The organism is Streptomyces sp. NPDC007983 (assembly GCF_042958345.1).
Lineage (GTDB): Bacteria > Actinomycetota > Actinomycetes > Streptomycetales > Streptomycetaceae > Streptomyces.
This window is the reverse complement of sequence record NZ_JBIBJI010000005.1, coordinates 587,287-600,177: the sequence shown is the minus strand read 5'-3', so window position 1 is coordinate 600,177 and position 12,891 is coordinate 587,287. Positions and strand designations below refer to the sequence as shown.

General features: G+C 71.7%; 9 protein-coding genes and 1 pseudogene. 5 read left to right on the top strand and 5 right to left on the bottom strand.

Annotation, left to right across the window (positions count from 1 at the left end; all coding sequences use genetic code 11):
• Window positions 1-31 precede the first annotated feature (31 nt).
• Window positions 32-748, bottom strand: a complete 717-nt coding sequence (locus ACFZCY_RS19540) for an NAD(P)-binding domain-containing protein (RefSeq protein WP_391173830.1) — start codon at window positions 746-748, stop codon at window positions 32-34.
• A 98-nt stretch (window positions 749-846) separates the two neighbouring features.
• Between ACFZCY_RS19540 and ACFZCY_RS19535 the strand changes: the two genes are divergently transcribed.
• The gene (locus ACFZCY_RS19535; protein WP_391173833.1) at window positions 847-1,665 is read left to right on the top strand and encodes a LysR family transcriptional regulator; all 819 of its coding nucleotides are present in this window, start codon (window positions 847-849) and stop codon (window positions 1,663-1,665) included.
• Here ACFZCY_RS19535 and ACFZCY_RS19530 read toward each other — a convergent pair.
• Window positions 1,598-4,054 (bottom strand): annotated as a pseudogene (locus ACFZCY_RS19530) (FtsX-like permease family protein); the annotation flags it as partial. The gene ACFZCY_RS19535 and the pseudogene ACFZCY_RS19530 sit on opposite strands and share 68 nt — an antisense overlap.
• Before the next feature lie 24 nt (window positions 4,055-4,078).
• The gene (locus ACFZCY_RS19525; protein ID WP_391173836.1) at window positions 4,079-4,834 is read right to left on the bottom strand and encodes an ATP-binding cassette domain-containing protein; all 756 of its coding nucleotides are present in this window, start codon (window positions 4,832-4,834) and stop codon (window positions 4,079-4,081) included.
• Window positions 4,835-5,094: 260 nt separating this feature from the next.
• Between ACFZCY_RS19525 and ACFZCY_RS19520 the strand changes: the two genes are divergently transcribed.
• The 4 genes from ACFZCY_RS19520 to ACFZCY_RS19505 all read left to right on the top strand — a co-directional run bounded on the left by ACFZCY_RS19520 (window position 5,095) and on the right by ACFZCY_RS19505 (window position 10,458).
• Window positions 5,095-6,378, top strand: a complete 1,284-nt coding sequence (locus tag ACFZCY_RS19520; RefSeq protein ID WP_391173839.1) for a sensor domain-containing protein — start codon at window positions 5,095-5,097, stop codon at window positions 6,376-6,378.
• Window positions 6,366-7,019: a LuxR C-terminal-related transcriptional regulator gene (locus ACFZCY_RS19515; protein WP_391173842.1), complete on the top strand. Its 654-nt coding sequence runs from the start codon at window positions 6,366-6,368 to the stop codon at window positions 7,017-7,019. The genes ACFZCY_RS19520 and ACFZCY_RS19515 overlap by 13 nt, the downstream gene beginning before the upstream one ends.
• A 624-nt stretch (window positions 7,020-7,643) precedes the next feature.
• Window positions 7,644-8,528: an SDR family oxidoreductase gene (locus ACFZCY_RS19510; protein ID WP_391173845.1), complete on the top strand. Its 885-nt coding sequence runs from the start codon at window positions 7,644-7,646 to the stop codon at window positions 8,526-8,528.
• Between the two features lie 103 nt (window positions 8,529-8,631).
• Window positions 8,632-10,458, top strand: coding sequence for a thiamine pyrophosphate-requiring protein (locus ACFZCY_RS19505; protein ID WP_391173848.1), 1,827 nt, complete (start codon window positions 8,632-8,634; stop codon window positions 10,456-10,458).
• Here the strand turns inward: ACFZCY_RS19505 and ACFZCY_RS19500 are convergent.
• Together ACFZCY_RS19500 and ACFZCY_RS19495 are read right to left on the bottom strand one after the other, a co-directional pair.
• The gene (locus tag ACFZCY_RS19500; protein ID WP_391173851.1) at window positions 10,440-12,206 is read right to left on the bottom strand and encodes a glycoside hydrolase family 15 protein; all 1,767 of its coding nucleotides are present in this window, start codon (window positions 12,204-12,206) and stop codon (window positions 10,440-10,442) included. The two genes, ACFZCY_RS19505 and ACFZCY_RS19500, sit on opposite strands and share 19 nt — an antisense overlap.
• Window positions 12,199-12,774 (bottom strand): HPP family protein, encoded by a 576-nt coding sequence (locus ACFZCY_RS19495; protein WP_391173854.1) that lies wholly within the window; start codon window positions 12,772-12,774, stop codon window positions 12,199-12,201. The genes ACFZCY_RS19500 and ACFZCY_RS19495 overlap by 8 nt, the downstream gene beginning before the upstream one ends.
• Between the last annotated feature and the right edge of the window lie 117 nt (window positions 12,775-12,891).

The following is a 12,891-nucleotide window of genomic DNA, read 5'->3' as shown; positions in this document are numbered from 1 at the left end:
GCGGGCGCCGGGCGAGGGGTTGGCGTCCGCTTCACGGCTTCGCCAGGAGCGCTCGTATCTCGGCTGCCGACGCGGGACCTGCCTTCAGGGAGAGAAAGCCGGCCGGGGCGGAGCCGGGGGCCAGGGGGCCGAACGAGTCGGGGGGCAGCTCCGTGTAGGGGGCGCCGTAGGCGGGTGTGCCCGGGGCGAACAGCCTGCCCTGCGCGAGGGGGCCCGCGTCGACGGTGTCGTACCCGAGGGCGTCGAGCAGTTCGGTCGCGTGCCGCTTCGCCTCGGCGTTGTCGCCGGCGATGGGGAGAGCGGTGCGCTCCTCGGCGCCCGCTGGCCTGGTCAGTACGGCGAGGTGGGTGTGGTGGATGTTGTTGAAGGCCTTCACGACGTGTGCCGACGCGCCGAGGTGCCGCTGAAGCAGCTCGCTGCTGGTGGTCGCGTCGTCGTCCAGGGCCGCGACCCTGCCGTCGCGCTGTGGAGAGTAGTTGCCGGTGTCGATGACCGTCTTGCCCGCGAGGGGTTCGCGCGGTACGGAGTCGTACGCCCTGAACGGCACGGACACCACCACCCAGTCGCCCGCCGCCGCTGCCTCCGCCGCGGTCGCCGCCCGGGCCCGGGGGCCGAGTTCCGCGACCAGATCGGTCAGTGTCCGCGGGCCGCGGGAGTTGCTGAGCACGACGTCGAGTCCGCCGTTCACGGCCAGTCGCGCGAGAGTGCCGCCGATCTTCCCGCTGCCGATGATTCCTAAAGTAGCCACGCCGGGTCCAACCGGCGGGGATCGGTGCCTATTCCGCCCGAAAGCGGTAGTCGCACCGGGGACGGGACCCGCGGGGCGCGGTGGCTGGCGTGGGGTCCGTGGAGCTCCTACACCTGCGTTACTTCGCCGCCGTCGCCCAGGAACTGAACTTCTCCACCGCGGCCCGCAAACTGCACATGGCGGCGTCCCCGCTGAGCCGGCGGATCAAGGACCTCGAGAACGAGCTCGGACACCGGCTCTTCGACCGCGACACCCACCGTATGAGGCTCACCCCGGCCGGGAGCGCGCTGCTGCCGATCGCGCGCGGTGTGCTGGATCAGGTCGATTCCATCAAGTGGCGGCTGGACGAGACGGCCCGGCCACAGCGGACCACCGTGCTGCTCGGCGTGCCCACCGGCATCCACCCGGAGCTGCGGACACGGATCGACGCCCTGGCCGAGCGGGTCGGCGACCGGTTCGAGATCACACGCTGGCCGGGCGCCGCCGACCGCCTGGTCGACGCGGTGGGGGACGGCCGGCTGGCGCTGACGCTGGCCCGGCTCCCGGTCGGCAGCGACCCGGCGCTGGAGCAGGTGCCGGTGATGTCGGAACGGCTCGGGGCGGTCGTGCCCAGGGACAGGTTCCCCGGGCGGGAGTCGGTCGCGCTGGCGGAGCTGGCCGACCTCGCCTACGCGGGCTCCCCCGCGGCGGTGGCCCACGCGTATTTTCGCGGGCTCGACCAGCAGCTGTCCGATCTCGGCCTCAAGAAGCGCATCACACTTCCCGCAGGCCGATGGCGTTCACCGGCGCCGTACGCAGCGCCCAGCGGGTGGGCAGCAGGATCGCCGACGCGCCGATCGCGGCCGTCGCCGCGACGATCCCCAGGTACAGCAGCGGGGGGATGTACGGCACGGGCGATCCGGTCAGTCCGAGGCTGACGGTGACCAGCGGAAGCAGGGGCACCACGCTGCCGATGACCACCGCGGTGATCACCACGATGACCGTTTCCACCCTCATCATGCGCATCACCTGCCGGGCGGGGGCGCCCACGAGCCGGAGCAGGGCGAACTCCCGTACCCGGCTCAGGGTGGCCATCACCAGCGTGTTGGCCACCGAGATGGCCAGGTATCCGAAGACCAGGGCCAGCGGCAGGGCGCTGGTGAGCACGCTGGACGTCGCCTGGTCCTCCTGGGCGGCCGACAGGCCCGCGTCGTCGAGGACATCGGTTCCGGGGTAGCGCTTGCCGAGGTTCTCCAGCGCCGCCTTGACCTTGTCCTTGTCGGCGTCGGGCGCCGCCTTGACGAACACGGTGTCGTCCAGCCGCCGGTTGCTGTGGTCGAGAACGGTCCGCTGCGGAAGGGTGACGTCGCCGAACCCCAGTCCCCGCTTGTAGACCGCCACCACGACCGGTTTGGCCTCGACACCGTCGGGCAGATGCAGCCGCGCCCGCTCCCCCACGCCCACGCCCAGCGTGCTGGCGGCGCCGGTGCTGAGGGCCACGGTCCCGTCGCGCAGCCGGCTCACGCTGCCGTCGGTCACCTCCAGGTCCATGTTCTTCTCCAGCCCCCGGGGCGTGACCCCCTGGCCCTGGTACTCGAAGATTTCCGGCGAGTCCAGCACCGCACGCGAGGCGGCCAGGTCGACCCGGATGACGCCGGTGGCGGCGGCCACCCCGGGCAGCCGGGCCGCGTCCTCGACCGCGGGCATGGGGACACCGCCCGCCTGGCCGTTGAGGGTGAAGTCGGCCACGATGCCCTGCTCCGCCTGGTCCTGCGCGGCCTCGGCGGTGGTGGTGGGGATGACCAGCTGCACCATCGCGAAGCCGATCGCCAGCGTCAGCGGGCCGATCCCGGCGGCCAGCCGACGGGCGTTGGCACGGGTGTTGGCCACCGCCAGCCAGCCGTGCGGGCCGGTGCGCTTGCGGACCGGCCGGGCCAGCAGACGGGTCGACAGGCTCACCACCGGGGGGCTCAGGAGCAGCACCGCGATCACCATCACCAGGCCACCGGAGCCCGCTCCGGCCACGGCGAAGATGCTGCCGAAGAACAGCGGCAGCAGGGAGGCGGCGGCGCCGAGCAGGAACAGCATCACGCCCGAGAACACCCGCCACCGGCCCAGTTTCGGCTTGTCCACGGCCGCTTCGCCCATGGCCTCCACCGGACGGACGGCCACCGCCTTCCGGGCGACACCGAGGGCCGCCGCCTCGGCGGCGATGATTCCGGCGAACACGGCGACCAGCATGGGGAGCGGCCCGTAGGAGAACGTGAAGTCGTCGGGCACCATGCCGATGGTGGTCAGCGCCGCCCGCATCAGCTGGGCGACCAGGATTCCGGGGAAGCAGCCGAGCACCGACGCCACACCGGAGACGAGTAACGCCTCGGCGGCCATCATCTTGTAGATCTGCCGGGGAGTGGCGGCGACGGCGCGCAGCAGGGCCAGCTCGCGGCGGCGCTGGTGCACACTGAGCGCCAGGGTGCTGGACACCACGATCATCGCGATGAGGATGACCGTGGCGCCGAGCGAGCCGGCCATTTCCTGCAGGTCGCTCCGCGCGGTGGCCACATCCGGGTTCTCGATCCGGCTGCGGTCCGAGCCGGTACGGGTGGTGATCTCCTGCCCGTGCAGCTTGTCCTTGATCCGGTCCTCGAGCTCGCCGGTGTCGGTTCCCGGCGCGGCGATGACCCCGACCGCCCGCACCCGGCCGGGGTCGCCGGACAGCCGCGCCGCGTCGGACTCGGTGAAGAACAGGGGGGCGGAGCGCAGCTCCTCGTCCGTGGACTTGAGCGTGGCGAGGCCCACGACCTCGAACGAGGCGGCGGCCTCGGTGGTCGCCAGCCTCACCCGCCGGCCAGGGGTGATCTTTGCCTGTTCGGCGAGGTGGGCGTCGAGCACGACCTCACCGTCGTGCTCCGGCGCCCGTCCGCCGCTCAGCTCGAAGGGGCCCAGGGCCGCGCTGCCCCAGCCGTGTCCCGTGGACGGCCGGCCGTTGTCGGCCTCCACCAGATCGCCGGAGCCGTTCACCACCTGGGCGGGGAAGCTGACGTCGCCGACGGCCTTCCGGACGCCTGGAACCCGGGCGATCCTGGCCACCAGATCGCGGTCCAGCGCGGCCGGTTCGGCCAGCGGCTTCTCCTTGGTCTTGCCGTCATGGACCTTGAAGGACTGTTTGCCGCTGACGACGACGGCGGCGCCCGCGTAACGCTGGGTCGGGACGCCGGATCCGATGCCCGACTGCAGGAGGATGCCGAACGCGGTGACCAGGGCGGACGCACCGACCAGGGCGACGAAGGCGCCGACGAGCCCCGCCTTGCGCTCCCTGAGCGTCATGCGTACGAGTCGGAAGATCACCGGTCACCACTCCCCGAGGCGTGTCATGCGCTCCGCCACGCGCTCGGGGGTCGGGGACTCCATCACCTCGGCGAAGCGGCCGTCGGCGAGGAAGACCACCCGGTGCGCGTGGGAGGCCGCGACGGGGTCGTGGGTGACCATCACCACCGTGTGGCCGGTGGTGTCCACCACGTGGCGCAGGAGCTGGAGAACCTGCCGGCCGGTGCGGGTGTCCAGGGCTCCGGTCGGTTCGTCGGCGAAGATGACCTCCGGACGGGTGATCAGGGCCCTGGCGATGGCCACCCGCTGCTGCTGGCCGCCGGACAGCTGGGAGGGCCGGTGGCCCATGCGGTCCGCCAGCCCGACCTGGTGCACGACCTGCTCGAACCAGGCGGGCTCCGGCGACTGCCCGGCGAGCATCATGGGCAGGGTGATGTTCTCCTCCACCGTCAGCGAGGCCAGCAGGTTGTACGCCTGGAAGATGAACCCGACCCGTTCCCGGCGGAGCATCGTCAGCTCGGCCTCGGTCAGCCTCGCCAGGTCCGTGCCGCCCAGCTGCACCGAACCGGAGGTGGGCCGGTCGAGCCCCGCCGCACAGTGCAGGAAGGTGCTCTTGCCCGCGCCGGAGGGGCCCATGACAGCGGTGAAGCTGCCCCGGTCGAAATCGATGGTCAGGTCGCGCAGGGCCGAGACCTGCCCGGCGCCCCGGCCGTACGTTTTGCTCACGCCCTGCAGTTGGACAGCCCGGCGGCTTGCGGGAACCGGCATGCCGGTCTCCATGGTCGCGTGCCGAGTCCCGCCGCCGGCCGGCCGGCCATCACCCCCACGTTGAGCCACCGCCGCGTCCCCCTTGGAAAAGAGTTCCTGTGCTGTCCGCACTCACGCTAGAGGCGTGGAGCGACGGGGAACACGGCGTGCACTGGTAGATAGAAGGTGCAGCTTGCTGCCCCTTCCGGGGTCGTGCGCAAAGACCCGGCGGTGGGCGGAATTGCGGTGATAAAGTGCGCTCGACCTATGCGAGGGCCGGGCGGGAGATGACTGTGGATTCCCACAGAACGATCTACATGGGCTCCGTCCGCATGATGACCTGGCAGGCCTTCGTCTCCCGGTTCATCGCCTCCGTGCCGTACGTCCTGGTCAGCGGCGGCACCGCGCTGGTCGCCCTGTTCGCCCTCTACGCGCTGGTCTTCGTCCTGGCGCTGAGCCTGCTGGGTCCGGGGCTGCTGCTGTTACCCGCCTTCCTGATGCGATTACGCCGCAGCGCCGACGCCCATCGCCGGCGGGCGGCCACGGTGCTGGGCGCCGAGATCCGGTCGGACTACCGCACGCCCAAGGGCGGGCCGCTGATCCGCGCGCACACCATGCTGACCGACCGGGCCACCTACGCGGATCTCGCCTGGCTGCCGCTGCACGCGCTCTTCGGCCTGTTCAGCGTCGCCCTGACGCTGGGTCTGTGCATGGGCGCCGTGAGCTGGATGACCACCCCGCTGTGGTGGATCCTGGTCCCGAAGGCGGAGTTCCTCTTCTGGGAGATCAACTCCTGGGCGGATTCCCTGGGCGCGGTGATCGTCGGCCTGGCCTACGCCGCGCTGGCCGCGTTCATCGTCCCGGCGCTGGCGCGGTCCCACGCGCGGATGACCCGGTTCATGCTCAAGGCACGGCGCCGGAAGGTGACGCTCGCCCGGCGGATCGAGGAGCTGACCGCGTCACGCGCCGAAGCGCTCGACGCCCACGCGGCGGAGCTGCGCCGCATCGAGCGCGATCTGCACGACGGCGCGCAGGCCGGGCTGGTGAGCATCTCGCTGCGGCTGGGCCTGATCAAACAGGCCGTGGCCCAGCGCCCGGAACAGCTGCCGGAAATGATCGACCGCACCCATGAACTGGCCGAGCAGGCCTTGGCCCAGCTGCGTCAGGCGGTGCGCGCCATCTATCCGCCGATCCTCGTCGACCACGGTCTGGCCGAGGCGGTGCGGTCGCTCGTCGCCGCCTGCCAGGTGCCCACCGAGCTGGACGTCGACATGGCCGCCGTGGGCGGGCGCGCTCCGGTCGCCGTCGAGTCCGCCGCGTATTTCGTGATTTCCGAGGCCCTGACGAACGTCGCCAAACACAGCGGCGCCGACCAGGCCCAGGTCCGGTTGCACACCACGGGGAACAGCATTCTGATCACCGTGTGGGACAACGGCCGGGGCGGTGTGTCGGAGGACGCCGGAAGCGGGATCCGGGGCATCAGGCGCCGCGTCGCGGCGTTCGACGGGACCACCGAGCTGACCAGCCCCGACCAGGGGCCGACCACACTTCGAGTGGAGCTGCCGTGCGGATCGTGATCGCCGAGGACAACACCCTGCTGAGGGAGGGACTTTCGCTTCTGCTGACCAACGCCGGGCATGAGATCTGCGCGATGGTGGCGGACGGCGACAGCCTGCTGCCCACGCTGCTGGAACACCGCCCGGACATCGCCGTCCTGGACGTCCGGCTGCCGCCGACCTTCCAGGACGAGGGACTGCGGGCCGCGATCGCCGCCCGGGCGGAGATCCCCGGTCTGCCGGTGCTGGTGCTGTCCCAGTACGTCGAGCAGGCGTACGCGTCCAAGCTGCTCGCCCAGGGCGCCTCCGGGGTGGGGTATCTCCTGAAGGACCGGGTCGGCCGCATCGAGGAGTTCCTCCAGGCGCTGGACCGGGTCGCGGACGGCGGTGTGGCGATGGACCCCGAGGCGATCTCCCAGCTCATGGTCCGCAGGACGCGCAACGACCCGCTGGCCGCCCTCAGCGCGCGGGAGCGCGAGGTGCTGTCACTGATGGCCGAGGGGCATGGCAACACCGCCATCGGAGAGCTGCTGTTCATCGCCGAGACCTCGGTGAACAAGCACATCGGGAACATCTTCAGCAAGCTCGGCCTGCCCACCACCGACGGCGGCCACCGGCGGGTGCGCGCGGTGCTCACGTACCTCAACGCCAGCAACGCGTGATCCGAGGGGTGTGTCGGCGACCGCCGGTCAGATCGCTGACAGCAGCGCTGCCAGAGCCGTCCGCCGGAGCGCACCGCGTTGGTTCCACCATGTCTCCAGGAGGCGGCACATAGGGCAGGTTGGCCCCGGGTGGCGCGGTTTCCGCGGCAGTGCGGTCGACCCGGAAGATGCAGTTTTCTGCACCTCGGAACTGGAGATCACTCTCCTCCGCGGACCCCGAACCGTGCGTACAGTCCCAGATGTCGGCGCAACCGCGCCCGACACTCACCTCGCACCGCACGGGAATCGGCGATGACACAGACCTCGGGTTGGAAGCCAGGCAAGGAACGGCCCTTGTGGCCGTGGATACTGCTGGTCATCATCGCGGTGGGCGTCTGCATCAACGTGGCCCTCACCGTCTGAGCCTTGCCGCGACACGCCGCGCGGAGGGGGCTTCCCCTCCGCGCGGCCACGGTCCGCTCAGGAGCCGCTCGGCGGCGCGGGGACGTCCTCGTGGTCGACAACTTCCTGGCCACCCACGCCCGCGAGCCGTTCAGCGGCGACCGGTGGCGTTTGCCCCGGCATCCCGTAGGGCACCTGGGGTCGGACGATTCCGTCCGACCCCCGCGGCCCGGGAGGTGCCCCGTGAACCAGCACGAACAGCGTCATCCGGTGGAGCAGCATCCACGGCCGGAGTTCCCCCAGCAGGACCAGGCGCATCCCGGTGAGACCGAACCGATGGAGCCCAGGCCCGACCACGGCGAGGACAGCTACGAGGGCCACGGGCTGCTGAAGAACCGGCGCACGGTGATCACCGGGGGTGACTCGGGGATCGGGCGCGCGGTCGCCCTCGCGTTCGCCAGGGAGGGCGCCGATGTGCTCTTCAGCCATCTACCCGAGGAGGAGAAGGACGCCGAGGAGACGGTGCGTCTCGTGGAGTCCGCCGGGCGCCGAGCGGTGCCGGTCTCCTGTGACATCCGCGAGGAAAGCGCATGTCAAGGGCTGGTGGACCGGGCGGTCGAGACCTTCGGCGGGATCGATGTCCTGGTCAACAACGCCGCGTACCAGATGGCCCGGCCCAAGGGGCTGGAGGAGATCCCCACCGAACAGTTCGACCGGGTGATGCGCACCAATCTCTACGCCATGTTCTGGCTGTGCAAGATGGCCCTTCCGCACATCCCGGAAGGCGGCAGCATCATCAACACCACCTCGGTTCAGGCGTACAAGCCCAGCTCCCACCTGCTGGACTACGCCACCACCAAGGGCGCGATCGTCACCTTCACCCAGGGACTGGCCGGCAACCTCGCCGAGCGCGGTATCCGCGTCAACGCCGTCGCCCCGGGCCCCGTGTGGACCCCGCTGATCCCCGCCACGCTGCCGGACGCCTCGGAGTTCGGCGCCCAGAGCCCCCTGAACCGCCCGGCGCAGCCCGCCGAGATGGCCCCCGCCTATGTGTTCCTGGCATCGCAGCAGGCCGGCTACATCACGGCGGAGATCGTCAATGCCACCGGAGGCACTCCGCTGCCCTAGAGCCCGCCTTCCGCCAAACGGGCGTCCCGGCGTGGTGCGGGATGCCGGGACGATGCGCAGTGTGTAGATCTTGGTATCGGGGCCCCGCGCTCCCCCGCACGCCATGACGAGAGGAAGACTTGTGTCACTCAAAGTGTCCGACTACATCCTCCAGCGCCTGCGTGAGTGGGACGTCGAAAATGTCTTCGCCTACGCGGGCGACGGCATCAACGGCCTGCTCGCCGCCTGGGAGCGGGCCGGCAACAAGCCCCGGTTCGTTCAGGCCCGGCACGAGGAAATGGCCGCCTTCGAGGCCGTCGGCTACGCCAAGTTCTCCGGACGCGTGGGGGTGTGCGCGGCGACGTCGGGCCCCGGCGCCATCCACCTGCTCAACGGCCTGTACGACGCCAAGCTCGACCACGTGCCGGTGGTGGCGATCGTCGGCCAGACCAACCGCAGCGCCATGGGCGGCTCCTACCAGCAGGAAGTCGACCTGCTGAGCCTCTACAAGGACGTGGCCGCCGAATTCTGCGAGATGGTCACCGTCCCCGAGCAGCTCCCCAACGTCCTGGACCGCGCGATGCGCACGGCCCGCGCCAAGCGCACGGTGACCGCCGTCGTCATCCCGGCCGATGTACAGGAGCTCGACTACTCCCCGCCGACCCACGCGTTCAAGATGGTGCCCTCCAGCCTGGGCATGGCCTCCTACGCGCCCATCCCGGCCGCCGCCGACCTGGACCGCGCCGCCGAAGTGCTCAACGCCGGGGAGAAGGTGGCGATCCTCATCGGCCAGGGCGCCCGCGGAGCACGGGCCGAAGTCGAGGAGCTCGCCGATGTGCTCGGCGCCGGGGTGGCCAAGGCCCTCCTGGGCAAGGACGCCCTCCCCGACGACCTGCCGTATGTCACCGGTGCCATCGGGCTGCTGGGCACCCGGCCCTCCTATGAACTGATGCAGGAGTGCGACACCCTGCTCGTCGTCGGCTCCAGCTTCCCCTACACCCAGTTCATGCCGGATCTCGACCAGGCCCGCGCCGTGCAGATCGACATCGACCCCTTCATGGTCGGCCTGCGGTACCCCTTCGAGGTCAACCTCGTCGGGGACTCCCGGGAGACGGTCAAGGCCCTGCTTCCGAAGCTGAAGCGCAAGAAGCACGGCTCGTGGCGCAAGAAGATCGAGAAGAACACCGCCCGCTGGTGGAAGGTCATGGAACGGCGCGCCGCCGTGGACGCCGACCCCATCAACCCCGAATACGTCGTCCACGCGCTGGACGCCCTGCTCCCCCACGATGTGATCCTGGCCGCCGACTCCGGCTCGGCCGCCAACTGGTACGCACGCCACCTGCGCATCCGCGGGAACATGCGCGGCTCGCTGTCCGGCACGCTCGCCACCATGGGCCCCGGCGTCCCGTACGTCATCGGCGCCAAGTTCGCGCACCCCGACCGGCCGACCCTGGCCATCGTGGGCGACGGCGCCATGCAGATGAACGGCATGGCCGAGCTGATCACCGCGGCCAAGTACTGGCCCGAGTGGCAGGACCCCCGGCTGATCATCGCCGTGCTCAACAACCACGACCTCAACCAGGTCACCTGGGAGATGCGCGCGATGTCCGGCGCTCCGCAGTTCCTGCCCTCCCAGGCGCTGCCCGACGTGCCGTACGCGGACTTCGCCCGCTCCATCGGCCTGGAGGGGGTGCGGGTGGAGACTCCGGAAGGGGTGGAATCCGCCTGGCACAAGGCGCTCGGCGCCGACCGCCCCTTCGTCATCGACTTCCGCACCGACCCCGCCGTGCCCCCGATTCCCCCGCACGCCAGCCTCGATCAGATCGAGGCCGCGGCCTCGGCCATCGCCAAGGGCGACAGCGACCGGGCGGACATGGTCCGGCAGGGCGTCAAGGCCAAGATCCAGGAGTTCCTGCCGGGCAAGAGCCACCGTCAGGAACGGAAGGACTGACCGGGGTCCTCGTCGGCGCCGAGACGCACCGCCGCCTCCAGCAGTTGGGCGTGGACGAACGCCTGGGGCAGGTTGCCGCGGAGCTGGCGCCGACGGACGTCGTACTCCTCGGCAAACAGCCCCGGCGGGCCGCAGGCGGCCCGGGTGCGTTCGAACCAGCGGAAGGCGCTGACGCGATCGCGCTGGCGGTGGGCGGCGAGCGCCATCATGAAGCCGCACAGCAGGAAGGCTCCCTCGGCCTCCTCCAGGGGCTGGTCGCCGTGGCGGAAACGGTAGAGATAGCCGTCCCTGGCCAGCCGCTCCTCGATGAACCGGCGGGTGCGCGGCCCGCTGGGGTCGTCCGCGGGGAGGCAACCGCGGGCCAGCGGCAGCAGCAGGGCGGCTTCCGGCCCGTCGTCGTCCTCGGCCCGGGCCCAGTGACCCGCGGGGCCCAGACAGCGGCGGCGGGTCTCGCGCAGGATCGCGTCGGCCAGGCCGTCCCACTCCCGCGCGGCCCGGTCCCGCACGTCTCGCGCCACGGCGCGCAGTCCGGCCACCGCGCAGAGCCGTGAGTGGGTCCACCAGCGCTCCTCCAGCTCCCACAGACCCGCGTCGGGGCGCGGCCAGTCGCGCTCGACGGCGGCCACGGCCACGTCGAGGGCGCGGCGGGCGTCCGCATCGAGCCGGTCGAGGCGGGCCGCGGCGGCGTACAGCTGCAGCATCTCGCCGAAGGCGTCCAGCTGGAACTGCCGGCCGGCGCGGTTGCCCACCCGGTCGGTGCCGCCCGGGTAGCCGGGCAGCGGCAGGGAGCGTTCCCCGGCCACCGTGTCGCCGGTGACGGTGTACGCGGGGCGCAGATCGCCGCCGTCGGCCAGCAGCCGTTCGGTCACGAAGCCCACGGCCGCGTCCAGGAGGGGGTGCGGGCCGTGCGCCGCCACGGCCAGACCGGCGTAGCACTGGTCCCGGATCCATGCGAAGCGGTAGTCGTAGTTGCGGTCGGTGTTGACCCGCTCCGGGAGCGAGGTGGTGGCGGCGGCCACCATGGCGCCGGAGGCGCTGGTCAGCCCGTTGAGGATGGCGTAGGCGTGGCGGGCGTCGCGCGGGGCGGCCAGCGCGGAGCAGTCCGGTACGGCGCGGGCCCAGTGGCGTGCGGTGGTCTCCCACAGCCGCTCCGGATCCGGCTCCTCCGTCATCGCCCGGGTGCCGATTTCCAGGACGAGATCGCGCGTCTCGCCGGAGGCCACCGTGAAGCGTGCCTCCAGCGACCCCTGCCGGCCGGGGGTGGCATCGGCCGCTCCGGCGAGGCGCAGACGCAGTCCACCGCCGTGGGCCGACCAGATTCCGCGCTCCTGCCGCAGGCCGGTCATCGTGTGCGCGCCGAAACCGGGGCGGACATCGAGCCTCAGCCGCAGGCGGGCGTCGCCGCGCACCGCCCGCACGCGGCGCAGCAGGACCAGCCGGTCCGGGGCGGCGGGCACCGCCAGCGCCTCCCGGCATTCGAGCACGGCGTCGCCGGTGACCCAGCGGCCGACGTGGATGAGGGTGCCGTCCTCGTAGGAGCCGCCCCAGACGTTCCAGTGGTCCTCGGGGCCCAGAAGGAACTCCCCCGGGCCGCCGATCAGGGTGGAGAACACCGCGTCGCTGTTCCAGCGGGGTGCGCACAGCCACACCATCTCGCCGCGCGGCCCCACCAGGGCGCCGCGTTCGCCGTCGCCGAGGAAGACGTACGCCCGGAGGGTCCACGGCGACGAGGCGGGGGTGTCATTCATCCGCTTCCCCCGCCTTCCCGTGCGGGGCTTCCTCCCGTGCGGCGGAGGTGCCCGCCCGCCCGCCGGCCCACGCGAGCAGGGCGGCACCCGCGATCAGCAGGACCAGCCCGGTGAGCATGCCGTACAGGGGCGGTCCCGGCCGGGCGATACCGGAGGAGATCAGCAGGGCCGTGGCGGCGGCGGGCGGGTGCTGGGCCTCGATCAGTTCGAGCAGGAGGAGGGTCAGGCCCACGGCGAGGGCCTGGGCGCCGATCTGCGCCCAGGTGTCGTATTTCTGTTCGACCACCGACGGGTGCTGCCACAGCCCGAAGACGGCCAGGCACGCGAGGCCGCAGGCGATGGCCATCAGGTGTCCCAGCGAGGAGTTGCGCAGCCGGGCCGCCTCGCTCTCCGGGTGGACGAGCAGGACGTATGCCGTCGGGCCGAGCGTGGCGGTCAGCGTCACCCAGCCGGCGCCCCGGCCGATCGCGCCCACGACGGCCAGCAGGGCCGCGGAGGTCAGGAAGAGTCGTCTGCCCGCCGCCCACCGCGTCTCGATCCGGGCCGGAACCGTGAGAGTACGGGGCATGCGGGCCATCGGCGCACCTCCTGCTCATCGCCTGCCGCCCCCGGGTACCCGGCCCTGCCGCGACGACCGGTGGAAGCCGCGGCGCCTGCCCGGAGAATCCGGCACGGCCGTGCTGAT